Origin of the sequence: Paraburkholderia terricola (assembly GCF_003330825.1) — a bacterium.
GTDB classification, from domain to species: domain Bacteria; phylum Pseudomonadota; class Gammaproteobacteria; order Burkholderiales; family Burkholderiaceae; genus Paraburkholderia; species Paraburkholderia terricola.
This window is the reverse complement of record NZ_CP024941.1, coordinates 217,817-242,947: the sequence shown is the minus strand read 5'-3', so window position 1 is coordinate 242,947 and position 25,131 is coordinate 217,817. Positions and strand designations below refer to the sequence as shown.

Below are 25,131 nucleotides of genomic sequence, written 5' to 3'. Positions count from 1 at the left end.
AACCTAAGAATCGAAGGCCATCGTGATCAAACGCCTTGCTCCCTCTGTGCCCGCGTCGCTCGACGAAACCGACCGGGCGCTGCTCGCCGCGCTCGCCGAGGACGCCCGTCAGCCGGTCGCCGAACTGGCGCGTGCGGTCGGCCTGTCGGCGCCGAGCACGGCGGAGCGCATCCGCAGGCTCGAAGCGCAAGGCGTGATCGAGCGCTTCACGGTGCAGATCGATCCGCGCGCGCTCGGCTTCACGTTGCAGGCGATCGTGCGCGTGAAGCCCCTGCCCGGTCAGTTGCATCTGGTGGAGGAAGTGATCCGGCGCATTCCGGAGTTCGTCGAATGCGACAAGGTGACGGGCGACGACTGCTTTATCTGCCGCCTGTATCTGCATTCGATCGAGCAGTTGGATGAGATTCTGTCGAAAGTCACCGAGCGGGCGGAAACCAGCACCGCGATCGTCAAGTCGACGCCGGTCGCGCGCCGCTTGCCGCCGCTCGGTTGAGCGGCGGGCGCGGCGGGCTCTTAACAAGCGGGCGCTCGCGCATGAATGAAGCGGCTTACTGTTCGACCGCTTCGAAGAAAGACAGCATTTCCGCGAGCAGTGGCTCAGACGCCTCTTCGGGAATGTAATGCCCGCAAGGCAGCGACCGGCCGCTCACGTCGCGCGCCACGCGGCGCCATTCCGCCAGCGCGTCGAAGCACTTTTCGATCACGCCCTTGTCGCCCCACAGCACACGCAGCGGACAGCCGATCTTGTGGCCCCGCTCGATATCGGCGCGATCGTGCTCGAGGTCGATGCTCGCCGCCGCGCGGTAGTCCTCGCACATCGCGTGAACCGCGCCGGGTTGCGCGAGCGCGGAGCGATAGGCGTCGAGCGCGTCGGGTTCGAACGCGGCCAGCCCCGCATGACGGCTGCCCATCACCGAATCGACATACGCGGCCGGGTTCGCGCCGATCAACGTCTCGGGTAGCGGCTCGGGCTGGATCAGGAAGAACCAGTGGAAGTAATGCGTGGCGAACGCGCGGTCGGTGGCTTCGTACATCGCGAGCGTCGGCGCGATGTCGAGCAGCATCAGACGCTCGACGGCGTCGGCATGGTCGAGCGCCATGCGATGCGCGACGCGCGCGCCGCGGTCGTGCGCGCACACCAGAAAACGTTCGAAGCCGAAGTGGCGCATCACGGCGACCTGGTCGGCCGCCATCGCGCGTTTCGAATAGGGCGTGTGGGCGGCGTCGCTCGGCGGTTTGTCCGACGCGCCGTAGCCGCGTAGATCAGTGGCGATGACGGTGAAGTGTTCGGCCAGTTGCGCGGCGCAGCGCCGCCAGATCAGATGCGATTGCGGATGACCGTGCAGCAACAGAAGCGGCGGCCCCGCTCCGCCCTTCACTCCGAAAATGTCGACATCGCCCGTGGCGACGCGAAAGGGCGTGAATTTCTCGAAGGCCATAACGGAGTCTCGTGTCGTTTGGAAGTCTGTGCATTGTAGGAGCGCAATATGTACACCCCGAGTGGGTTAGCCCACGCAAGCATAGAACCTGAACACTCCCTCCAACCGTTCCAAAGCAACACGCGAACGCAAGCGAGGCGCTTCGCCTATAATCGAACGACCGTTCTTTAATAGACGGCGGCATGATGGACAGATGCGCGAGCTTCGAAGCGCCGTCGGCCAGGTGCCGCTAAACTCATCATCGCCGGGCGCTGCACGCCGCACCGGTCGCTCAAATCAGGAGACTCGCATCATGGCATTGCCCGCCGTCCTGCAAAAACTTGCGCTGCCCGTCGTCGCCTCGCCGATGTTCATCGTCAGCTATCCCGAACTGGTTCTGGCTCAATGCAAGGCCGGCATTGTCGGTTCGTTTCCCGCGCTGAACGCACGCCCCGCGGAATTGCTCGACGAATGGCTCACGCAGATTCAGACGCAGCTCGCCGATCACAAGGCCGCCCATCCCGATGCGATCATCGGGCCGATTGCCGTCAACCAGATCGTTCATCAGTCGAATACGCGGCTCGAGCACGACGTGCGTGTGTGCGTCGAACATAAGGTGCCGATCTTCATCACCAGCCTGCGCGCGCCCGCGCGTGAAATCGTCGATGCGGTGCATGGCTACGGCGGCATCGTGCTGCACGACGTGATCAATCTGCGCCATGCGCAGAAGGCGCTGGAAGCGGGCGTCGACGGACTGATCCTGGTGGCGTCGGGCGCCGGCGGCCACGCGGGCACGACTTCGCCGTTCGCGCTGGTGGGCGAAGTGCGGCGCATCTTCGACGGCCCGATCGTGCTGTCGGGCTCGATCGCCAACGGCGGCTCGATTCTCGCCGCGCAGGCGATGGGCGCGGACCTCGCGTACATGGGCACGCGTTTCATCGCCACGAAAGAAGCGCACGCGGTGGACAGCTACAAGCAGGCCATCGTCAATTCCACGGCGTCGGACATCATCTACACGAACCTGTTCACCGGCGTGCACGGCAACTACATCCGCGAAAGCATCGTGAACGCGGGGCTCGACCCGGACGCGCTGCCGGAATCGGACAAGACCAAGATGAACTTCGGCGGCGACAAGGCGAAGGCGTGGAAAGACATTTGGGGCGCGGGCCAGGGCGTCGGTTTGATGGACGACGTGCCGAGCGTCGCGGAACTGGTGCGGCGCTTATCGAAGGAATACGACGATGCGAAGGCACGGCTGGGGATTGCGCGCTGAGCGCGAGGCGAGTGCTTCGCTTCAAGGCGGTTGGTCGCGGCTCGTACGTCTGCTGCCGAGCCGCGGCTCATACCCGCCTCACATATTGCGGCGATACTGCCCGCCCACTTCGAACAACGCGTGCGTGATTTGCCCCAGCGAGCAAACGCGCACGACATCCATCAACACCGCGAACACGTTTTCATCGTCGATCACCGCGCGCTTCAGGCGTTCGAGCGCCGCGGGCGCGTCCTCGCGATGCCGCGCCTGGAAGTCGCGCAGACGTTTCAACTGGCTTTGTTTTTCCGCGTCGGTGGAGCGGGCCAGCACGATCGGCTGCGGCGCTTCATGCGGATGCGCGCTCAAAAATGTATTCACGCCGACGATCGGATACGAGCCGTCATGCTTGCGATGCTCGTACAGCATCGATTCGTCCTGAATGCGCCCGCGCTGATAACCGGTTTCCATCGCGCCGAGCACCCCGCCGCGCTCGGTGAGCCGATCGAATTCGGCCAACACCGCCTCTTCCACCAGATCGGTCAGTTCCTCGATCACGAAGCTGCCCTGATTCGGGTTCTGGTTCTTCGCCAAACCCCATTCACGATTGATGATCAACTGGATCGCCACCGCGCGGCGCACCGAGTCCTCGGTGGGCGTGGTGATCGCTTCATCGAATGCGTTGGTGTGCAGCGAGTTGCAGTTGTCGTAGATCGCGATCAGCGCCTGCAGCGTGGTGCGAATATCGTTGAAGTCGATTTCCTGCGCATGCAGGCTGCGGCCCGAGGTTTGCACGTGATACTTGAGCTTCTGGCTGCGCTCGTTCGCGCCATAGCGCTCGCGCATCGCGATGGCCCAGATGCGTCGCGCGACGCGGCCCAGCACCGTGTACTCCGGGTCCATGCCGTTTGAAAAGAAGAACGACAGGTTCGGCGCGAAATCGTCGATCGACATGCCGCGCGCCAGATAGGCCTCGACATAGGTGAAGCCGTTCGCGAGCGTGTAGGCGAGTTGCGAAATCGGATTCGCGCCGGCCTCGGCGATGTGATAGCCGGAGATCGACACCGAATAGAAATTGCGCACGCCGTGCTCGACGAAATACGCCTGAATGTCGCCCATCACTTTCAGGCTGAACTCGGTCGAGAAAATGCAGGTGTTCTGCCCTTGGTCTTCCTTCAGGATGTCGGCTTGCACGGTGCCGCGCACGTTTTCAAGCGCGGCTCGGCGCGCCGCGGCGAGTTGGTCTTGCGTGAGCGGATGGCCGTGCTGCTGTTCCATACGCGCGATCTGCTGATCGATCGCGACGTTGAAGAACATCGCGAGGATGGTCGGCGCGGGGCCGTTGATCGTCATGGAGACCGAGGTTTCCGGCGCGCACAGATCGAAGCCGTCGTAGAGCGCTTTCATGTCGTCGAGCGTCGCCACCGACACGCCCGAATTGCCAACCTTGCCGTAGATGTCCGGCCGCTCGTCCGGCTCTTCGCCGTAGAGCGTGACGGAATCGAAGGCCGTCGAAAGACGCTTGGCCGGCATGCTCTCGGAGAGCAGCTTGAAGCGGCGGTTGGTGCGGAACGGGTCGCCCTCGCCGGCGAACATGCGCGTCGGGTCTTCGTTTTCGCGGCGGAACGGGAACACGCCGGCGGTGAACGGGAAGTAGCCGGGCAGGTTGTCGAGCATCAGCCAGCGCAGGATTTCGCCGTGGTCGACGAACTTCGGCAGTGCGACCTTGCGGACTTCGGAGCCGGACAGGGTCGTGACGGTGAGCGCGGTGCGAATCTCGCGGTCGCGGATGCGGACGACGTGTTCGTCGCCGGAATAGGCGGCGACGGTTTGCGGCCAGCTTTCGAGTAGTTGGCGTTCGCGTTCGCCGAGGGCGGCGGTGCGCTGGGCGATCAAGCTGTCGAGCGGGGTTTCGGCGGTGGTGGCTTGTTCGGGCGCTTGTTCTGCGGAGGACGCTACGCTCGCCGTTGACGTCGAGATCGCACTGTTATGTGCGCCCGCATTCGCACCCTCGCCCGCATTTGCTTCACCGAGCATGCGGCGCGCTTCGACCAGTTGCCAACGCTCGCGCGCCACGCGCGCTTGCGCGTCGGCGCGCTCACGGTAAGCGTGAACCGTCTGCGCGACATCGGCGAGATAGCGCACACGGGCCGGCGGCACGATGGCGTTGCGGCCGCTCGAAAAGCGCACGTTATCGAGCGTGGGCAGACGGCCGCCGCCCGCGCGCAAGCCGTGCTTGCGCAGCGCGCTTGCCACTTGCTGATACAGCGCGGTCACGCCATCGTCGTTGAAACGCGAGGCGATCGTGCCGAACACCGGCATCGCGTCGGGCGGCTTCGCGAAGTCGCCGCGATTGCGCTGCACCTGCTTGGCGACGTCGCGCAACGCGTCCGGCGCGCCCTTGCGATCGAACTTGTTGATCGCGACGAAGCCAGCGAAGTCCAGCATGTCGATTTTCTCCAACTGGCTGGCCGCGCCGAACTCGGGCGTCATCACATACAGCGATTCGTCGACGAACGGCACGATCGCCGCATCGCCCTGGCCGATCCCGGACGTCTCCACGACGATCAGATCGAAGCCCGCCGCTTTGCACAGCATGAGCGCGTCGGGCAAAGAGTTGGAGATTTCGCTCGACGCTTCGCGCGTCGCCATCGAGCGCATGTACACGCGCGCGCCGCCGCCCCAGTCGGCGATCGCGTTCATGCGAATGCGGTCGCCGAGCAGCGCGCCGCCGGATTTGCGGCGCGACGGGTCGATGGCGAGTACGGCGATGGTGAGCGCGTCGCCGTGGTCGAGCCGGAAACGGCGAACCAGTTCGTCGGTGAGCGAGGATTTGCCCGCGCCGCCGGTGCCGGTGATGCCGAGGATGGGTACCTCGGCCGCCTTCGCAAGCGCCGACAGTTTTTCGCGCTCGGCCGGCGCGACGCCGCCCGTTTCGAACGCGCTGATCAGTTGCGCGAGTCGGCGGAAGGTGGGCGATACCGAATCGCGTGCATCGAGGACGGGAGCAGTGGGCGTGACGGCGGGCGCCTTTGCGGTGTCCGCTTGTGGCGTTTCGCCGGCTTGACGAGCGCTATGGAGCGGGTCGCGGCCGCCGCTGCTTTGATGGTCGGCGGAAGCCTTGCCGACGGTGTGCGGGACGGGGTCCGTTTGCGCCGTTTCGCCGGCTTCGCGAGCGTTGTGGAGCGGATCGCGACCGCCGCCGCTTTGATGGTCGGCGGACGCCTTGCCGACGGTGTGCGGGACGGTGTCCGCTTGCGCCGTTTCGCCGGCTTCGCGAGCGTTGTGGAGCGGATCGCGACCGCCGCCGCTTTGATGGTCGGCGGACGCCTCCGTGCGCGCTTCCAAACGCGGCAACCTGCGCGCCGACAGATCGGCGATCCACGCACCCACCGCATTTTCCCGGCTGCCCTCGACGGCACGCGCGGCTTCCAGGCAACGCGCGATCATGTCGTCGATCATGCCTTGCAAGCCGAGCCGCTGACCGTCATGCGGCGAATAGATTTTCTCCACGCCGTAGCGTTCGAGCTCGGCGATTTCCTCGGGGACGATCACGCCTCCGCCGCCGCCGAATACCTTGATGCGCTCGCCGCCGCGCGCGCGCAAGAGTTCGACTAAATAGCGGAAGTATTCGTTATGCCCGCCTTGATAGCTGGACACGGCGACGCCGTCGGCGTCTTCGTGCAGCGCGGCGGTGGCGACTTCATCGACGGAGCGGTTGTGGCCCAGGTGAATCACCTCGACGCCGCTCGCCTGCAGGATGCGCCGCATGATGTTGATCGACGCGTCGTGTCCGTCGAATAGCGCGGCGGCCGTGACGAAACGCAGACGCCGGCCCGCTGGCAGCTTGTGGCTACCGGCGCGCCGCGGCGTGGACAGATCGGTCATGTCTCCCCCAGATCGTTACGCGTATGGGTGCTGGCAACCAGTATAGCTAAACGAGGGGCGGCGTCCGGGCGGGATGGAGGCGGGGTGTGGCGTGGCTGGCGTCCTTCGCCTTTGCCACGTTTTGCGTCTTTTGCGTCTTTTGCGTCTTTTGCGTCTTTTGCGTCTTTTGCGTCTTTTGCGCGTTTTGCGCGTTTGGCGCGTTTGGCGCGTTTGGCGCGTTTGGCGCGTTTGGCGCGTTTGGCGCGTTTGGCGCGTTTGGCGCGTTTGACGCGTTTGGCGCGGCAGGCCGCTTCCCCTACCCCCCGCGTGCGGCGCGCCAGTTAGCCCGACCATCACCGATAGGCAACTTTGGCGTCGTCCGTCATCACCGATGAACGGCGGCGCACCGCCAGCGCCTAACGCGCGGCCAACGCCTTGATCTGCTCCAGCGACGGCCACAGCGATTCGTTCGCGAACCGCTCCGCCAGGAAGTCGACAAACGAACGCACCTTCGCCGACAGATGCCGGCGGCTCGCATACACCACATGAATCGGCAGCTCGCGCGGCGGCACCTCGTCCACCAGCAACGGCACGAGACGCCCCGCGGCCAGATCGTCGCCGATCACCTCGGTGCCGAGCAACGCGATACCCGCGCCTTGCAGCACGATCACGCGTTGCGCTTCCAGATGATTGACGATCAGGTTGCCCGACAGACGCATGCGCGAGGCGTCGCCCATGCCGGGCGCGATTTCGAGCGCCGACACGCCGGCATAGTGCAGATAGTTATGGCGGGCGAGATCGGCGACGGTTTTCGGCGTGCCGTGACGGCGCAGATAGGCCGGCGACGCGCACAGCACCAGGTGAGCGGTCGCGATCTGCCGGGCGATCAGCGAGGACGACTTCAGCCCGCCCGGCGAGGCCCGGATCGCGACGTCGAAGCCCTCGTCGATCAGTTCGACCACGCGGTCGGACAAGGTCATGTCGACGGTGACTTGCGGATACTGCGCGGCGTAGTCGGCCACGGCGGCCATCACGTGGCTCAAGCCGAACGCCGACAGCGACGACACCCGCAAGCGCCCCTGCGGCACGACGCTCGCCGCGCCGACCGCCTGCTCGGCCTCCTCGAGTTCGGTGAGCACCTGCGAGAGGCGCTCGTAGTATTCGCGGCCCGCCTCGGTCGGCGCGACGCGCCGCGTCGTGCGGTTCAAAAGACGCGCGCCGAGTTGCTGTTCGAGGTGCATCACGTGCTTGCTCGCCATCGCCGCCGACATCTCCATCCGCTCGGCCGCGCCGACAAAGCTGCCGATCTCGACCACGTGGCGGAACACTTTCATGCTGACGAGGGTGTCCATCTCAATCGCTCGCTGAGGGAATTAATCAGCGTCATTTTGCAGGGTTTATCAACCAGACGGTGAGCGGATCGGCTACGCGCGGACGTCAGAAACGACAAAGCCCGCCTTCGGGAGAAAGCGGGCCTTGCGGATATTGCCGCGGCAGGTTAGCCGTCATGCGGCGACTGCCGCGAAGCAGACGCCGCGCGGCACGCTCAGAACTTGGCGCGCATGCCGACGCCGTAGGTGTTGCCGCTCGACTGGCCCGTGATGTGGTCGTACAGGTAGGCCGCGTAGATGTCGGTGCGCTTGGACAGCGGATAGTCGTAGCCGACCGCGGCCGTCTGACGGGTCTGGTCGAAGCCGCCGCCGTCGCGCGAATACGCGTACGACGCCATCACGGTGCCCGGGCCCACCGGCACCGAGACGCCGCCCTGCGCCGTGTTCACGTGCCAGCTCGTCGAGGTCTGATCGTTGTGCGTGTACATGTATTGACCGAAAAGCTTCACGTACTTGAGGTCATAAGACAGGCCGAGCTGCGCCACGCCCTGCGCCTTCAGGCCCGGCACGCCGGACGAATCGAAGCTGCCCAGGTCGCCCGGCGAGTTGTTGAAGTTCACGTACTGGTACACCGCGGTCGCCGCAAACGGGCCGTGGAAGTACAGCACCTGGCCGCTCCACTTTTTCGCGCCGTTCTGCGTCGTGTTGCCGAGTGCGTACATCGCGCTCGCGGAGAGCCCGTTGAAATTCGGCGACGAGTATTGCACCGCGTTGTTCCAACCCGAGTCGCCCGTCACGCCTTGATCGGTCGAGTAGGTCGGGAACGTGCCGAGTCCGAGGTAGACGTGATAGACCATCGGCGAGAAGACATACGAGTCGATGAACGGATTGAACAGGATCGTCGATACGAACAATTGGGTGGTCAGACGGCCGGCGGTGACCGTGCCGTACGGCGATTCGATACCGACATACGCATTGCGCGAGAACATCGTATCGCCGCTGAAGCGGCCGTACTGGCCGTTCTGCGCGCGGAAGAAGTCTTCCAACGTGAAAATCGCCTTGTAGCCGTTGCCCAGATCCTCAGCCCCCTTCAAGCCCCAGTACGACGTGGACATGCCGCCGCCGGACACCTGCACCGACGTTTTGCCGCCCGGAAACTTCTGCGCGCCGACCCATTCGTCGACCTGACCGTAAAGCTGCACGCTCGATTGCGCAAAAGCAGACGATGCACTGGCCAGCAGAGCGGCACACGCGGTTGCCTTGAGAGTGGTCTTCAGCGCACGGCTGATGCTTGTTTTCATGGATTCTCCTGTCTTTGTCAAAAGGGGTGGCTGTGCGAAAGGGGAAGCTCGCGCGAACCATTGTTGTTGTCCGTTCGGTGATCGAGCCAATCTGGGCGGGACCATCTTTGCGGACCATTTTTATGGACAAAAATATCGTTGGTTATTGCGGGTATATCGGTCTGATTAGTTTTGTCGCTTATCGGCCTGATAAAGCGCGTGTTCCAGCCGCCCGCGCGGCAGCGCCGCAAAGCTCGCCGCGCCATCAAAAACAGTGCTGACATTGCGCCGGGCCGGGTAACACCGCTTCAGACGGCATGCGGATGACGCGCCGCCGCGCAAACCACCAAATTTGACGATGGGAGACGGTTCGCTGCCGAGCGTTTTCAAAAAAGTGTGGCGTCGAAACGTCAGATTGGCGGGGGCATTTCGGACGATGCCAAGGCCGCCTGGAAAACGGGCGAGCGCCGCAGTAATGCGGCGAAGGAGAGGAAGAAGGAAGCGAACAACGCTTGTCGTACCCGCGAGCGAGCGTTTGCCTGCCCGTGCAACAAGAACGGCGACGGCTGCGTCACCGTGCGACGGCTAGTTCCGGTACGGCGAACCTTCCTGTTGACGCGGATCGTCCGACTGGCGCGGCATGGCGCGCGTCGAGCCGCGCTCTTCGTTATAGCGGGCGACGTCGGCGCGGATCGAACCGCTGCGAACCGGCCCATTGCCCGGCGGCCGCTGCGCGGAGCGCGATTCGGCGCTCACCGGCTTAATCGCGCCCGCGTACTGGATGCCGCCGCGTCCCACGCCCGGATAGGCGGGACCCGACGGTCCTGCAATCCGACGCATGCGCGGCTCGTTGTTGCCGAAGCCGTTCGCGTAAATGCCGCCAGCCAGGTCCGCACCGCCGCGCGGCAGGCGCATGTTCCGGTCAGCCGTGTCGTTGCGGGCCGGCCTTGCGTTGGGCGCGCCGTAGTAACGGTTGTCGTTGCGCGCGTCACCGCGCATCGCATGTGCCGCGCCTCCCGACGCGTACCCACCGCCACCGCCGCCGTGCAGCATGCCCGGCGCTTTTGCATAGGCGAACGAGCACAGCGCGGCGATGACTGCGCCCAACACCCAGTGCTTCGTTCTCGACAACGCGTCCACCCAGTGACTCTCATGCCCGAAGACTTGCCTGAAACCCACCGTTCGAGCTGCGATGGACTTGTTCTGGGACTGGCACGAGCGCTGCGGATATATCGCGGCGCGGGAGCATCCCGATGGCCTTTGAAGCGTAATTTATGGGTGCTGACAAAGGGTGTCGAGCCAAAAAGTGTTATGCCCCAACCGCGGATGTAACACCTTGTTACTGCGACGTTTTTCCGCGACAGTGCGCTTGCGTTAAAGCCTTGGAACCGCTTGCTCGGGGGCATCGCCGAGGGCACCTGGCTCACGCTTGCTTACGACCAATCGCCCCCGGATTCTTCGCCCGATTGTCGAAACCATGGACCGGACAAACCGCCTCGCGAATCTTGAACGGCGACCACCGATAGCCGGCCAGCCGCTTGCTCATGTGATTGGATGCAGGCTATTCATTAATGAATTCGGCAAATGAATTTGCTTTTTCAATCGATTTTCAACAACAATAGACGCCTCCCATAGCTTGAGGCTGGCGACTTGCACGCGCGTTTGCCGTGCGCTTTTCCGCATCACCGAATCGAGATTCCGACATGGCTCGCCCGAAACTGCTTCCCGACAACTTCACCTTGTGCCTCGTCGGCACCGTGATCCTTGCCAGCTTCCTGCCGGTTCACGGGCAGGCCGCCGCCGGGTTCGACTGGGTGACGAACGTGGCGGTCGGCCTGCTGTTTTTCCTGCACGGCGCAAAACTTTCACGCGAAGCGATTATTGCGGGGGCGACGCACTGGCGTCTTCATCTGGTAGTGCTGCTCAGCACGTTCGCGCTGTTTCCGCTGCTCGGCCTCGCCCTTAAGCCGCTCCTTTCGCCACTTGTCACGCCGGCGCTCTATGCGGGGGTCCTCTTCCTCTGCACGTTGCCGTCGACGGTGCAATCGTCCATCGCGTTTACTTCCATTGCGAAGGGCAATGTGCCGGCCGCCGTGTGCAGCGCGTCGGCCTCGAGCCTGCTGGGCATTTTCATCACGCCCGCGCTCGTCAGCCTCCTCGTCACCAATCACGCCGCCGGCGGCAGTTCGCCGTGGCATACGGTGGGCAATATCGTGCTGCAACTGCTGGTGCCGTTCGTGGCCGGGCAGTTGCTGCGGCCGCTGATCGGCAAGTGGATCGAGCGCAACCGCGGCGTGCTGAAGTTCGTGGACCAGGGCTCGATCCTGCTGGTGGTGTACGGCGCGTTCAGCGAAGCGGTCAACCAGGGCCTTTGGCATCAGATTCCGCTCTCCGCGCTCGGCGGCCTGCTGGTGGTCAACGTCGTGCTGCTCGCGCTCGCGCTGGCCGCGACGATGTTCGTCAGCAAGCGGCTCGGCTTCAACCGCGCCGACCAGATCACGATCATCTTCTGCGGTTCGAAGAAAAGCCTTGCCGCCGGCGTGCCGATGGCCAAGGTCATTTTCGCCTCGCATGCGGTGGGCGCCGTGGTATTGCCGCTGATGCTGTTCCACCAGATCCAGTTGATGGTGTGCGCCGCGCTCGCGCAGCGCTGGGGCGCCCGCGACACCAGCGGCGAAACCCGCGCCGCCGCGCGCGAGCGGTCCGCCGCCGCCGTGGCGCGCCGTTGAATACGCGCGCAATGCAATCAGGACATTCATAAGCGCCCTCCCTGAGCGTCATTTGAAGAAAGCCGCCGCGTGCGGCTTTTTTGTTATTTCACGCGCAAACGCCGCCGCTGTCGCCTCGGCCGGACGGCATAGGCAAAATCCTGGAGGCGCCTGGCCTCGCGCACCAATCCAGTGCGACGCTTCACTAAAACTTCACTTAATTCCACGCCAGGCGGGCCGATAAGCCGAACGTCGATCGCTACGCCTACCTGCCATGCAACCTCGCTCGCCCTCCCGATTCGCCACGCCGTGCATCGCGGAGTTGATTTCCCGGCGCGATCTGTCCGCCGTATTCCAGCCGATCATCGATTTCGAGGACGGCGCGATTCTCGGCTACGAAGGGCTGATCCGCGGCCCGGCCGGCACGCCGCTCGAAGCGCCGTTCGCGCTGTTTTCGCAGGCGCTCGCCGAGGGCTGCGCGATCGAACTCGAACGCGCCGCCGCGCACACCTGCATCGAGGCGTTCGCGAGACTCGGCGTGGACGGCAAGCTGTTCCTCAACTTCAGCGCGGGCGCGATCCGCCAACTGGCCGACGCGCGCGAGGACACGCTCGCGCTGCTGCGGCATCGCGGGCTGGACCCGCAGCGCATCGTGATCGAGTTGACCGAGCAAAGCATGATCGCGGACGTCGGCAGCTTCCTGCCGGTGATCTCGGCGCTGCGCACGGCGGGCGCGCAATTCGCGCTCGACGACTACGGCACCGCCAACGCCAGCATGAATCTGTGGGTGCGGCTGCAACCGGATGTGGTGAAGATCGACCGCTTCTTCATTCACGACATCGCCTGCGATCCGCTCAAGTTCGAAGCCGTGCGCGCGATGCAGCACTTCGCCAGCGCGAGCGGCGCGCAACTGGTGGCCGAGGGTATCGAGAACGAAGCCGATCTGATCGTGGTGCGCGACATGGGCATCGCCTGCGGGCAGGGTTATTTTTTCGGCCGCCCGCATGCGCAGCCGGCGCGCCACGTAACCGACGACGCCCGCGACGCGCTGCGCGCCGGTCACATCGCCGTATTCCCGGAGCCGACGCGCATGGCGAGCGGCGCGTCGCCGTCGGGCGGCATGGCGTCGGCGAAGATGCTGGTGCATGCGCCCGCGCTGCCGCGTCACGCCACCAACAACGACGTGCTCGAACTGTTCAACCGTCTGCCCGACCTGCACGCGGTCGCCGTGGTCGAACATGACGAACCCGTCGCGCTGATCAACCGCCGCAGCTTCATGGACCGCTACGCGCTGCCGTACCACCGCGAGCTGTTCGGCAAGCGTCCGTGTTTGCTGTTCGCCAACGCATCGCCGGTGATCATCGAGAAATCGATGACCGTCGAGCAAATGGCCAGGCTGCTCGCAAGCGACGACCAGCGCTATCTCGCCGACGGTTTCGTGATCACCGAGAACGGCAAATACGCGGGGCTGGGCACCGGTGAGAACCTCGTGCGCGCGGTGACCGAGGTGCGCATCGAAGCCGCGCGCTACGCGAATCCGCTGACCTTCCTGCCGGGCAACATTCCGATCAGCTCGCATATCGCCCGCCTGCTCGGCAACGACGCGGGCTTTCACGCGTGTTACGTCGACCTGAATCACTTCAAGCCCTTTAACGATCAGTACGGCTACTGGCAAGGCGACGAAGTGCTGAAATTCGCCGCCGCCGTGCTCGCCGACGTGTGCGATCCGACGCGCGATTTTCTCGGCCACGTCGGCGGCGACGACTTCATGATCCTGTTCCAGAGCGAGGACTGGCGCGAGCGCGTGCTGCGCGCGATCCACGTGTTCAACGAAGGCGCGCAGCGCTTCTATGCGCCCGCCGACCGGCTCGCGGGCGGCATCCACGGCGAAGACCGGCGCGGCAATCCGACCTTCTTCGGTTTCGTGACGATGGCGATCGGCTGCGTGCGCGTGGCACCGGACGGCGGCCCCGCGCTCTACAGCAGCGAGGAGATCGCCTCGGTCGCGGCGCTGGCGAAGCGTCGCGCGAAGCACGAGACGAGCGGTTTCGTCCTGATCGACGCGGAGGAAAGCCTGACGTTATTACGCGGCCAGGCCGAGGCCGTTCTTCAAGCGCCCTTCGACTGAATGCGCAACAGCAACAGCCCTTGGAGCCACGATCCACGCCATGTTTAGTGAATTTTACTAAACGACAAATTCCGGGCCAACCTCAACATCTACGGGTATTTCCGGGTGTGGATCGCCGGTTTCCAAAGGTGTTTCCGGCGGGTTTTACTATACAATCGCCCGAATTCAAACACCGTGCGGCCCTGCTCGGCCGTGTCATTCGATGGCCACAACCATCCGCGACGTCGCCCGCGCGGCGAGCGTGTCGATCGGCACCGTCTCCCGTGCACTGAAGAACCAGCCCGGCCTCTCCGAAGCCACGCGCGTGCGCGTGGTCGAAGCGGCGCGGCAGCTCGGTTACGACGCCGCCCAATTGCGTCCGCGCATTCGCCGTCTCACCTTCCTGTTGCATCGTCAGCACAATAATTTCGCCGTCAGCCCGTTTTTTTCGCACGTGCTGCACGGCGTGGAAGACGCGTGCCGCGAACGCGGCATCGTCCCGTCGGTGCTGACCGCCGGTCCCACCGAGGACGTGATCCAGCAGATGCGCCTGCACGCGCCGGACGCGGTGGCGATCGCCGGTTTCGTCGAACCCGAAACGTTGAGCACGCTGGTGGCGATGCGCCGTCCGCTCGTGCTGATCGACCTGTGGGCGCCCGGCCTGCGCTCGGTGAACCTCGACAACGCCGCGGGCGCCATGCTCGCCATGCGGCATCTGTTCGGGCAGGGGCGCAAGCGCATCGCGTTCATCGGCGGCTCGCTCGCGCACTTCAGCATCGCCCAGCGCGCGCTCGGTTACCGGCGCGCGTTTTTCGAAGCGGGGCTGCTGTTCGACCCGTCGCTTGAAGTGACCATCGACGCCGGCCTCGACCCCGACAGCGGCGCCGCGCGCGCGATGCATCAGTTGCTCGACGCGCCCGGCCCATGGCCCGACGCCGTGTTCGCCTACAACGACGCCGCCGCGCTCGCCGCGCTGCGCGCGTGCCTCGCGCGCGGCCTGCGCGTGCCCGAGGACATCGCCATCATCGGCTTCGACGACATTCCCGCCGCCGCCCACGCCACGCCGCCGCTGTCCACCATTTCGGTCGACAAGGAAGCGCTCGGCCGGCGCGGCGTGGAGTTGCTGCTCGAAGACGCGCCTGCCGAACTGGAAATCCGCTTGCCCGTTCATCTCATTGCCCGTGCCAGTACTTTGATGGAAAAGCCATGACGCAATCCGATCCGCATCAACCCGCAAACGGCGCGGCCGCTGCCGTGCCGCCCGTCGACAGTTTCCGCAGCCGCGATTTCCTGCTCGCGCATGTGCAGGACACGCTGCGCTTTTACGCGCCGAACGTGCTCGATCCGAGCGGCGGCTTCTTTCATTTTTTCCGCGACGACGGTTCCGTCTACGACAAAACCACGCGGCATCTGGTGAGCAGTTGCCGCTACGTCTTCAACTACGCGATGGCGTATCGCCAGTTCGGCGACCCGCGGCATCTCGAGTACGTGCGCCACGGCTTGCGCTTCCTGCGCGAAGTGCATTGGGACCCGCACCACGAGGGCTACGACTGGGAGCTCGAATGGCGGGACGGCAAGAAGCGCACGCTCGACGCCACGCGCCACTGCTACGGTCTCGCGTTCGTGCTGCTCGCCTATTCGCATGCGGCGATGGCGGGCGTCGAGGAAGCGAGGCCGATGATCGGCGCGACCTTCGAACTGATGGAACACCGCTTCTGGGACCCCGCCGCCGGTCTCTACGCCGACGAGGCATCGCCCGAATGGCGCGTGAGTTCGTACCGCGGGCAGAACGCGAACATGCACACCACCGAGGCGCTGCTCGCCGCGCATGAAGCAACCGGCCACCTCGTCTATCTGGATCGCGCGGAACGGGTCGCGTCGAATATCACGCTGCGCCAGGCGAAGCTCTCGCAGGGGCTCGTGTGGGAGCACTTTCACGCGGACTGGTCGGTGGACTGGCATTACAACGAGGAAGACAGCTCGAACATCTTCCGCCCGTGGGGCTTTCAGCCGGGACATCAAACCGAATGGGCGAAGCTGCTGCTGATTCTGGAGCGCTACCGTCCGTTGCCGTGGCTGCTGCCGCGCGCGATCGAACTGTTCGACGCCGCGATGACGCACGCATGGGACGAAGACCACGGCGGCCTCTATTACGGCTTCGGCCCGGACGGCACCGTGTGCGACCACGACAAATACTTCTGGGTCCAGGCCGAGACCTTCGCCACCGCCGCGCTGCTCGGCAAGCGCACCGGCAACGAACGCTTCTGGGACTGGTACGACGAGATCTGGCGCTATAGCTGGGCGCACTTCGTCGATCACAAGCATGGCGCGTGGTATCGCATCCTCACCTGCGACAACCGCAAGTACAGCGACGAAAAGAGTCCCGCCGGCAAGACCGACTATCACACGATGGGCGCGTGCTACGAGGTGCTGGCGCACGCACTGCCCGACAGCACGGCCGCTGCGAAGGAATCCGCGGAGCAGACGAAATGAACGACCTCAGCGCGAATAGCGCACTCCCTCTCTTCGTCTCGGCCGGCGACATCCTCACCGATCTCGTGCGCACTGGCCCCTCGCAATGGCTGTCGCGTCCCGGCGGCGCCGGCTGGAACGTGGCGCGCTGCGTCGCGCGGCTCGGTTTGCCGACCGCGTGCGCCGGGTCGCTCGGCGTCGACAATTTCTCGGACGAACTGTGGAACGCGAGCGTCGCCGCCGGGCTCGACATGCGCTTCATGCAGCGCGTGGAGCGCCCGCCCTTGCTGGCGATCGTTCATCAGACGCATCCGCCCGCGTATTTTTTCATGGGCGAAAACGGCGCGGACCTGGCGTTCGACCCGGCGCGCTTGCCGGCCGGCTGGATCGAGCAGGTGAAGTGGGCGCACTTCGGCTGCATCAGCCTCGTGCGGCAGCCGCTCGGCGATACGCTGGCCGGGTTGGCGGCCGAACTGCGCTCGCGCGGCGTGAAGATCAGCTTCGATCCGAATTACCGGAATCTGATGGAGCATGGGTATGCGCCCACGCTGCGCAAGATGGCCGCGCTCGCCGATCTGATCAAGGTCTCGGACGAGGATTTGCGCCTGCTCTTCAAGACCGACGACGAGGCCGCCGCGCTCGCGCAACTGCAAGCCATGAATCCGTCCGCCGCCGTGCTGGTGACGCGCGGACCGGAAACGGCCATGCTGATCGACGGCGCGATGCTGACGGAAGCACGGCCGCCGCGCGTCGAGGTGGTCGACACCGTGGGGGCGGGAGACGCTTCCATCGGCGGCTTGCTGTTCAGCTTGATGACCGCGCCGCAGCGGGCCTGGCCGGAGCATCTGGCGTTCGCGCTGGCCGCTGGCGCGGCGGCTTGCCGGCACGCCGGCGCGCACGCGCCGTCGCTGGATGAAGTCGTCGCGCTGCTGTAATTCCGCTGTCTTGCGCGGCGCGCATTGTCATGACGACGGAGCGCCGCGCCGCGAAAACCGAAGCTCGATCATCGTGCTAGCATGAAAAAACCGAAACCTTTGGAAGAAGGAGCGACGCCATGGACGACATCACCTACACCAAAGGCATCTACACGGCTACCGCCTCGGTAAGAGAGTTACAGACCGACTCGTACCAGGGCCTCGTCACCCTCACGCGCGACGAAGGCGGCGGAGCCAACGATCAGGAGACGACGGTCTACGAAGTGGAAGCGACTTCGTCGACGCCGGAGGAAGCGCTCGAGGAAGCCAAGGCGCTCGCTCACCGTATTCTCGGGGAAATCGAACTCTAGGTAGTCAAACCGGCGCCGCGTTGCGTCGCGCGCTGCGCCACCCGAACAACCGGCTGGAGGCGATCATGGCTGAACAGCTCTTCCTCTACGGCGTGTACTCCATTCACGTCCGCCCACTCGAACTCAACGGCGCGCGCTGGGACGCGGAATACGAAATCCGGCATCGCGAGAAAGCGGTCAAAACGTGGGCGACCGTCGGCGGCGACGACGGTTACGCCGACGAAGCCGAAGCGGTCGCCGCCGCGCATCAGCAAGCCGTCAACGATATCGAGCACGGCGCCGGCATACCCAAGCCGCGAACATTTCCGTAGCGCGAACGCGCGCAAGGCGCCGTGCTACGCTTTGCGCGTTTTCATCTCCACGAGCACGCAATGGCTAGCGAACCCTCAGACCGATTTTCCGGCACCGGCCTCGGCGACGCTGGCGTGCGTGCGCGGCGGCGCCGCACGCCCGGCGGCCGCGAGATGCGCCTCGACGATCGCGTGGTGATCGCGCACGGCATGCCCACGCCGCTCTGGCAGGACCTCTATCACCGCGCGCTCGTGGTGCGCTGGCCGATGTTCTTCGTCTCGCTCGCGGTGCTGTTCCTGGTGCTCAACACCGCGTTCGCCGCGCTCTACATGCTCGGTGACGAGGCGATCGCCAATCAGTTTCCGCCGGGCTTCGGCGGCGCGTTTTTCTTCAGCGTCGAAACGCTCGCGACCGTCGGATACGGCGACATGCATCCGCGAACCACCTACGCGCACTGGATCGCCACGCTCGAAATCTTCATCGGCATGTCGAGCATCGCGTTGGCGACGGGCCTGATCTTCGCGCGCTTTTCGCGTCCGCACGCCAAGATCATGTTCGCCCGTTATGCGGTCGTGCGGCCGCTCGATGGCCGCATGACGCTGATGGTGCGCACGGCCAACGCGCGTCAGAACGTCATCGCCGAAGCGCGCGCGAAGCTGCGCATTCTGCGCAGGGAAACCACCGCCGAGGGTTATACGCTGCGCAAGCTCCACGACCTGACGCTCGTGCGGGACCAGCATCCCGTATTCAAGCTGGGTTGGAGCCTCATGCACGTCATCGACGAAAGCAGTCCGCTGTTCGGCGAAACCGCCGAAACGCTCAAGAATCGCGACACCTCGCTGCTGCTGACGCTCGAAGGGGTCGACGAATCCACTGCGCAAACCATGCAGGCGCGCTACGTGTGGACGTTCGACGAGATCTACTGGCAGCATCGCTTCGTGGACGTCATGAGCGAGGTGGATGGCGTGAGTCACATCGACTACTCGCATTTCGACGAGATCGTGCCGCTCGACGCGGCACCGCTCGACGTCACGGCGCGGGCCGCCGCGACCGCGCAGCCGGATACGGTCGCCGGGAACTGAATACGCCGCCTTGGGCGTCGCGCGGGAACACCAGGGCATACCCGAAGCCTCCGCCCGCCTGGCAAATCCCTCTCGAAACGTCGGCAAAATGCGCGACTCTTCTCGCTCATTCGCCGTCAGCCGTTCGAACTAGAAAAAATCTACTCTAATCGGCGCTGAAAAATAGAGTCTCTTTCGCCGCGTCGCCCATGTGGTCCCCACCCACGGCGCGCGGATGCAGATAATGGAGACTCACCCATGACCGCTCGCCTGCCCATCGATGGCACGCCCGCTCTCGCCGATTACAAGCTGTCCGATAACCTCACCGCGACGCGCGGCCGCATTTTCCTGACCGGCACCCAGGCGCTGGTGCGCCTCGCGTTGATGCAGCGCGCGCTCGATCGGGCGCGCGGCATGAACACCGCCGGTTTCATCAGCGGCTATCGCGGCTCGCCGCTCGGCATGGTCGATCAGCAGTTGTGGAAAGCGAACAAACTGCTCGCGGCGAGCGATATTCGCTTCCTGCCGGCGATCAACGAGGAACTCGGCGGCACTGCCGTGCTCGGCACGCAGCGCGTGGAGGCCGACCCGGAGCGCACCGTCGAAGGCGTGTTCGCGATGTGGTACGGCAAGGGCCCCGGCGTGGATCGCGCCGGCGACGCGCTCAAGCACGGCAACGCATACGGCTCGTCGCCGCACGGCGGCGTGCTGGTGGTGGCGGGCGACGACCACGGCTGCGTGTCGTCGTCGATGCCGCATCAGAGCGACTTCGCGATGATGGCCTGGCATATGCCGATCGTGAATCCGTCCAACATCGCCGACATGCTCGAATTCGGCTTGTACGGCTGGGCGTTGTCGCGATTCTCGGGCGCGTGGGTCGGCTACAAGGCGATCTCCGAGACGGTCGAATCGGGCTCGACCGTCGACCTCGACGCGCTGCATACCGAATGGACGCCGCCGCACGATTTCCAGACGCCAGCCGGCGGCCTGCATAACCGCTGGCCCGATCTGCCGAGCCTGACGATCGAATCGCGCATGCACGCGAAGCTCGACGCGGTGCGCCACTTCGCGCGCGCCAACAGCATCGACAAATGGATCGCGCCGAGCCCGCACGCGAACGTGGGCATCGTCACTTGCGGCAAGGCGCATCTGGACCTGATGGAGACGCTGCGCCGGCTCGATCTGACGGTCGCCGATCTGGACGCGGCCGGCGTGCGGATCTACAAGGTCGGCTTGTCGTTTCCGCTGGAGATGACGCGCATCGACGCGTTCGTTGCCGGTTTGTCCGAAGTGCTGGTGATCGAGGAGAAGGGCCCGGTCATCGAACAGCAGATCAAGGACTATCTGTACAACCGCACGCAAGGCACGCGGCCGATCGTGATCGGCAAGCATGCCGAGGACGGCACGATGCTGCTGTCGTCGCTCGGTGAATTGCGGCCTTCGCGTATCTTGCCGGTGTTCGCGAACTGGCTCGCCAAACACAAACCCGCGCTCGACCGGCGCGAGCGCGTGGTCGATCTGGTCGCGCCGCACATTCTCTCGAACGCCGCGGACAGCGTGAAGCGCACGCCGTATTTCTGTTCGGGCTGCCCGCACAACACATCGACGAAAGTGCCGGAAGGATCGATCGCGCAAGCGGGCATCGGCTGTCACTTCATGGCTTCGTGGATGGAGCGCGACACGACGGGGCTGATCCAGATGGGCGGTGAAGGCGTCGACTGGGCGTCGCATTCGATGTTCACGAAAACGCGTCACGTGTTCCAGAATCTCGGCGACGGCACGTACTTTCACTCGGGCATTCTCGCGATCCGCCAGGCGGTGGCCGCGAAAGCCACCATCACGTACAAGATTCTCTATAACGATGCGGTTGCGATGACGGGCGGGCAGCCGGTCGACGGCAGCATCTCGGTGCCGCAGATCGCGCGCCAGGTGGAAGCCGAAGGCGTGTCGCGCTTCGTCGTGGTGAGCGACGAGCCGGAGAAATACGACGGCCATCACGATCTGTTTCCTAAGGGCACGACGTTTCACCATCGCAGCGAAATGGACGCCATGCAGCGCCAATTGCGCGACACCGACGGCGTGACGGTGCTGATCTACGACCAGACCTGCGCGGCGGAAAAACGGCGCAGAAGGAAGAAAGGCGAATTCCCCGATCCCGACAAGCGTCTGTTCATCAACGAGGAAGTCTGCGAAGGCTGCGGCGATTGCGGCGTGCAATCGAATTGCCTGTCGGTGGAACCCGTTGAAACGGCATTGGGACGCAAGCGGCGCATCGACCAATCGTCGTGCAACAAGGATTATTCCTGCGTGAACGGCTTCTGCCCGAGTTTCGTCACCGTGGAAGGCGGCAAGCTGAAGAAAGCCGCGGGCGTGGCGTTCGATCCGCAAGCGCTGGCGGCGCGCGTCGCTGCGTTGCGCGTTCCCGCGACGCATCTCGACGCCGCGCCCTACGACATTCTGGTGACGGGCGTCGGCGGGACCGGCGTCGTGACGGTCGGCGCGCTGATCAGCATGGCGGCGCATCTGGAAGGCAAGAGCGCGTCGGTGCTCGACTTCATGGGCTTCGCGCAAAAGGGCGGCTCGGTGCTGTCGTTCGTGCGCTTCGCCGCGCGCGACGAATGGCTCAACCAGGTGCGGATCGACACGCAACAGGCCGACGTGCTGCTCGCCTGCGACATGGTGGTGGGCGCGAGCGCCGATGCCCTGCAAACGGTGCGTCATGGCCGCACGCGCATCGTCGTGAATACGCATGCGATTCCGAATGCGAGCTTCGTGCAGAACCCCGACGCGACGCTGCATGCGGATGCGCTGATCGACAAGATGCGTCACGCGGCAGGTGCGGAACGCATGTCCACGTGCGACGCGCAAGCGCTTGCCACGCGCTTTCTCGGCGACACCATCGGCGCGAACATTCTGATGCTCGGCTATGCGTGGCAGCTCGGTCTCGTGCCGGTATCGTTCGCCGCGATGATGCGCGCGATCGAGTTGAACAACGTCGCCGTGCAGATGAATCAGTTGGCGTTCTCGATCGGCCGGCTCGCCGCCGAAGACCCCGCCGCGCTCGAAGCATTGTGGGAAGCGCGGCATGTCGCGAAGCAAACGGTGCGCGTCGATACGCTCGATGAACTGATCGCGCATCGCGAGGGGCGTCTGCAAACGTATGGCGGCGAGCGCTATGTGAAGCGTTATCGCGCGCTGGTGGATGCTGCACGTCGCGCCGAGACCGCGGTGGACGCACGGAGCGAGCGCCTCACGCGCGCGGTGGCGACCACGTTCTACCGTCTGCTCGCCGTGAAGGATGAATACGAAGTGGCGCGCCTGCATACGGACGCCGCATTCCGCGAGGCGCTCGAAGCGCAGTTCGAAGGCGTGGCGGGCAAGGACTTCGGCATCAGGTTCAATCTCGCGCCGCCGACGCTGACGCGTCCGCAGCCCGGCATCAACCCGGCCAAGAAAACCTTCGGTCAATGGATGTGGCCGGTGCTCGGCATGCTGGCGAAATGGCGCGGCCTGCGCGGCACGATGCTCGATCCGTTCGGCCGCACGCTCGAACGCAAGATGGAGCGCGAACTCGCCGACGATTACGAAACCACGCTGCAACGCGCGTTTGCAAAGCTCAACGCGAACAACCTGGAAGACGTCGCGAAGCTGGCCGACCTGCATGCTCGCGTGCGCGGTTATGGTCACGTGAAGCTGGCGAATCTGGCGGGCGTGAAGCGTGGCGAACGCGATCTCGCCGCGCGCTTGCAGATCGAAGCAGCAACGGGCGCGTGCGTGAAGAAGTCGCTGGACGAGGTGAAAGGCGCCGGGCAGTTGCGCGGCATTCCGGTGGTGGTCGCGAAGTAAGGCTCGTGTGCGTGGGCATGTGCGTGTTGCAAATGCCGCTTCGGGGTTCGGCTCCGAAGCGGCATTTTTTATCGCGCTTTGCGCGCGCGTTATGCCGCGCTATGCCGCGTTCAGCAGCGCTCTCACTTGCGCAACCCTGGCGGCATCGACCGGCGCGAGCCCCTTGCCGCCGACGCGCACGCCCGAGCCGAAATGCACCGCTTGCACTTGCGTCGCGCGGACGAAGCCGGCAACCGCGTCGACCGTCAAGCCCGCGCCGGCCAGCACCGTGCAATGCGAGCCGGACGCTTGCCTGACCAGGTCGCCTAGCGTTGCTTGCGCGTCGAGTACCGAGGCTTTTCCGCCCGACGTCAGCACGTTCGTCACCGCTTCGAATTCGAGCAGCACGTCGAGCGCTTCTTGCAGATCGCGCGCTTCGTCGAATGCGCGGTGGAAGGTGATCGCGAGGCCGTCGGCCGCGTCGATCGCGCGGGCGAGTGCGTCGCGGTCGATCTGCCCTGCCTGGGTCAGCATGCCGATCACCACGCCGTTGGCGCGCGCCGCTTTTGCCGCGCGCACGTCGCGCAGCATGACCGCGGAGTCGTCGGCGTCGTAGACGAACGAGCGGCTGTGCGGCCGCACGATCACATTCACAGGAATATCGACCGCGCTCACCACCGCCTCGATCAAGCCGACGCTCGGCGTCAGGCCGCCCTCGCCCATCGCGGTGACGAGTTCGAGACGGTCGGCGCCGGCTTGCGCGGCGAGGCGCGCATCGGCCACCGTGGTGGCAATGACTTCGAGCAGAACGGACATGAGGATGAACGCGCGTCGTGGAAAACGACATCATCTCAGAACCGCTCTTCGTCCACCCAGTCGATGTCGCCGCACAGCACGCAGGTTTGCGCGCCGACGCGCGTCGCCACCGAAAGCGTCACGCACGGCAACGCCTCGTTGATCGACAGATACGGACGCGTCACATGCACGCGTTCCGGCGCATTGATCGCCGCGCGGAAATACGGACGACGCAGCCAGTTCGCCCCTTGCGCGTCGGCGAGCGGCAGAAAGCGCGTTTCATGCGCCGCTCGATCGGCGCGCAGCACGACATTGCGGCCCGCCTGCCGGCCTTTCGAATCGAGCAGGAAACAGCGCGCGGCGTGATCGAGCGCGAGAAAATTCCAGCAGACCTCCTCTAGCGGCTCGCCGGCGGCAAGCCGCTCCGCCGCGCGCTCGAAGGCGCGCAGATACGGTGCGAGGCGGCTCGCATTGTGGCGCTCGCGCGCTTCGGCCTGTTCGCGATAGCGCTCGGTGAGGTCGCTGATGCAAGTCGTCGCCTGGAGGGCGTCCGCCGCGGCGGGGCTCGGGCGGCCGAAGAAGAAGCCCTGCACGAAGTCGGCGTTGCAGGCGAGCGCCATCTGCGCTTCGTGCTCGGTTTCGACGCCTTCGATCAGCACGAGCTTGCCCGCTTCGTGCAGCAGCGCGACGAGTCCCGGCAAGATCGTCGCCATGTCGGCGCGATGCGCGGCGTGCGACAGCATGATGCGATCGAGCTTCACGATGTCCGGGTTCAGTTGCCAGATCCGCTCGACGTTCGAATGTCCCGCGCCGAAATCGTCGAGCGCGATCAGGAAGCCGCGGTCGCGGAACTGGCGCACGGCGTCGGCGAGACGTTCGAGATCTTCCGCGCGCTGTTCGAGCACTTCGAGCACGATGCGCCGCGGCGGCAGATCGAGCCGCCGCAGATTGGCCAGCAATGCGGCGGCGTGGTACGGATCGGTGAGCGCGCCGGGATGCACGTTGAGGAACAGCCATTCGCGCTCGGCGCCGAGCACCTTGAAGTTTTCCAGATGCAGCGTCTGCGAGAGCCGGTCCAGTTGAAGGACGTCGCCGACCCGCGCGGCCTCGCCGAATACGTCGAGCGGCGACACGGGACGGTCGAGCGCGTCGTGCGCGCGCAGCAGTCCCTCGTAGCCGACCGCCCGCATATGCGAGAGGCTGAAAATCGGTTGAAACACGCTCGTCAGCGTCAGCTCGCCATGCTGAACCGAAAAACGTTCGAGTCCCGACGTCACCTCGACGTCGAAACCATGCGGCGCACTGGCCGTCCTTTCCTGCTGCGCAATCGTCATGCGATCCTCTCACGCGAAAGCCGGGCCGGTCCGAACGCGGAAGCGAGCAACCTCGGCGCCGTCTCTCTCAAAATGTGCGTTGTCGATATGGGTTAAGCAAGCTCCATG

The 25,131-nt window shown here is 65.0% G+C and carries 19 protein-coding genes; 11 read left to right on the top strand and 8 right to left on the bottom strand.

Features of this window, described 5'->3' with window-relative positions:
* The first annotated feature begins 22 nt into the window (after positions 1-22).
* Positions 23-493, top strand: coding sequence for an Lrp/AsnC family transcriptional regulator (locus CUJ90_RS01070; RefSeq protein WP_073432218.1), 471 nt, complete (start codon positions 23-25; stop codon positions 491-493).
* 55 nt (positions 494-548) lie between these two features.
* On the opposite strand, the gene CUJ90_RS01065 is transcribed toward CUJ90_RS01070, so the two are convergent.
* Complete coding sequence (locus tag CUJ90_RS01065; RefSeq protein ID WP_114161772.1) at positions 549-1,439, bottom strand: alpha/beta fold hydrolase; 891 nt, start codon at positions 1,437-1,439, stop codon at positions 549-551.
* Between the two features lie 292 nt (positions 1,440-1,731).
* Here CUJ90_RS01065 and CUJ90_RS01060 point away from each other — a divergent pair, with 292 nt between their 5' ends.
* Entirely contained in the window at positions 1,732-2,691 is a 960-nt protein-coding gene (locus CUJ90_RS01060; RefSeq protein ID WP_114161771.1) for an NAD(P)H-dependent flavin oxidoreductase, read from the top strand.
* Positions 2,692-2,769: 78 nt separating this feature from the next.
* Here the strand turns inward: CUJ90_RS01060 and CUJ90_RS01055 are convergent, their stop codons facing one another.
* The 5 genes from CUJ90_RS01055 to CUJ90_RS01040 form a co-directional block, all read right to left on the bottom strand.
* Positions 2,770-6,555 carry a methylmalonyl-CoA mutase family protein gene (locus tag CUJ90_RS01055; protein WP_114161770.1) on the bottom strand — a complete coding sequence of 1,262 codons (3,786 nt, stop codon included), beginning with the start codon at positions 6,553-6,555 and terminating at the stop codon, positions 2,770-2,772.
* Between the two features lie 395 nt (positions 6,556-6,950).
* Positions 6,951-7,886: a LysR family transcriptional regulator gene (locus CUJ90_RS01050; protein ID WP_073432222.1), complete on the bottom strand. Its 936-nt coding sequence runs from the start codon at positions 7,884-7,886 to the stop codon at positions 6,951-6,953.
* A 194-nt stretch (positions 7,887-8,080) separates the two neighbouring features.
* Positions 8,081-9,166, bottom strand: a complete 1,086-nt coding sequence (locus CUJ90_RS01045; RefSeq protein ID WP_073432223.1) for a porin — start codon at positions 9,164-9,166, stop codon at positions 8,081-8,083.
* Positions 9,167-9,331: 165 nt separating this feature from the next.
* Entirely contained in the window at positions 9,332-9,535 is a 204-nt protein-coding gene (locus CUJ90_RS32265) for a hypothetical protein (protein ID WP_152035324.1), read from the bottom strand.
* A 195-nt stretch (positions 9,536-9,730) separates the two neighbouring features.
* The gene (locus CUJ90_RS01040) at positions 9,731-10,255 is read right to left on the bottom strand and encodes a hypothetical protein (RefSeq protein ID WP_244219950.1); all 525 of its coding nucleotides are present in this window, start codon (positions 10,253-10,255) and stop codon (positions 9,731-9,733) included.
* Between the two features lie 593 nt (positions 10,256-10,848).
* On the opposite strand from CUJ90_RS01040, the gene CUJ90_RS01035 reads away from it, so the two are divergent.
* The 9 genes from CUJ90_RS01035 to CUJ90_RS00995 all read left to right on the top strand — a co-directional run bounded on the left by CUJ90_RS01035 (position 10,849) and on the right by CUJ90_RS00995 (position 22,915).
* Complete coding sequence (locus CUJ90_RS01035) at positions 10,849-11,874, top strand: bile acid:sodium symporter family protein (RefSeq protein ID WP_073432225.1); 1,026 nt, start codon at positions 10,849-10,851, stop codon at positions 11,872-11,874.
* 253 nt (positions 11,875-12,127) lie between these two features.
* Positions 12,128-13,981 carry an EAL domain-containing protein gene (locus tag CUJ90_RS01030; protein ID WP_114161768.1) on the top strand — a complete coding sequence of 618 codons (1,854 nt, stop codon included), beginning with the start codon at positions 12,128-12,130 and terminating at the stop codon, positions 13,979-13,981.
* A gap of 202 nt (positions 13,982-14,183) precedes the next feature.
* Positions 14,184-15,170 carry a LacI family DNA-binding transcriptional regulator gene (locus CUJ90_RS01025; protein ID WP_114161767.1) on the top strand — a complete coding sequence of 329 codons (987 nt, stop codon included), beginning with the start codon at positions 14,184-14,186 and terminating at the stop codon, positions 15,168-15,170.
* On the top strand, positions 15,167-16,453 hold the full coding sequence (locus CUJ90_RS01020; RefSeq protein ID WP_114161766.1) for an AGE family epimerase/isomerase: 1,287 nt from the start codon (positions 15,167-15,169) through the stop codon (positions 16,451-16,453). The genes CUJ90_RS01025 and CUJ90_RS01020 overlap by 4 nt, the downstream gene beginning before the upstream one ends.
* Positions 16,450-17,367: a carbohydrate kinase family protein gene (locus CUJ90_RS01015; RefSeq protein ID WP_114161765.1), complete on the top strand. Its 918-nt coding sequence runs from the start codon at positions 16,450-16,452 to the stop codon at positions 17,365-17,367. Before CUJ90_RS01020 ends, CUJ90_RS01015 begins: the two co-directional genes overlap by 4 nt.
* Before the next feature lie 119 nt (positions 17,368-17,486).
* Entirely contained in the window at positions 17,487-17,717 is a 231-nt protein-coding gene (locus CUJ90_RS01010; protein WP_073432230.1) for a hypothetical protein, read from the top strand.
* A gap of 65 nt (positions 17,718-17,782) precedes the next feature.
* Positions 17,783-18,028 carry a hypothetical protein gene (locus CUJ90_RS01005; protein ID WP_083085059.1) on the top strand — a complete coding sequence of 82 codons (246 nt, stop codon included), beginning with the start codon at positions 17,783-17,785 and terminating at the stop codon, positions 18,026-18,028.
* Between the two features lie 60 nt (positions 18,029-18,088).
* On the top strand, positions 18,089-19,090 hold the full coding sequence (locus CUJ90_RS01000) for an ion channel (RefSeq protein WP_114161764.1): 1,002 nt from the start codon (positions 18,089-18,091) through the stop codon (positions 19,088-19,090).
* Positions 19,091-19,327: 237 nt separating this feature from the next.
* Positions 19,328-22,915 carry an indolepyruvate ferredoxin oxidoreductase family protein gene (locus CUJ90_RS00995; protein WP_114161763.1) on the top strand — a complete coding sequence of 1,196 codons (3,588 nt, stop codon included), beginning with the start codon at positions 19,328-19,330 and terminating at the stop codon, positions 22,913-22,915.
* Between the two features lie 99 nt (positions 22,916-23,014).
* Here CUJ90_RS00995 and CUJ90_RS00990 read toward each other — a convergent pair whose 3' ends face one another.
* Both CUJ90_RS00990 and CUJ90_RS00985 read right to left on the bottom strand, forming a co-directional pair.
* Complete coding sequence (locus CUJ90_RS00990) at positions 23,015-23,710, bottom strand: copper homeostasis protein CutC (protein WP_114161762.1); 696 nt, start codon at positions 23,708-23,710, stop codon at positions 23,015-23,017.
* A 35-nt stretch (positions 23,711-23,745) separates the two neighbouring features.
* Positions 23,746-25,023: a sensor domain-containing phosphodiesterase gene (locus CUJ90_RS00985; RefSeq protein ID WP_073432234.1), complete on the bottom strand. Its 1,278-nt coding sequence runs from the start codon at positions 25,021-25,023 to the stop codon at positions 23,746-23,748.
* Positions 25,024-25,131: the final 108 nt, after the last annotated feature.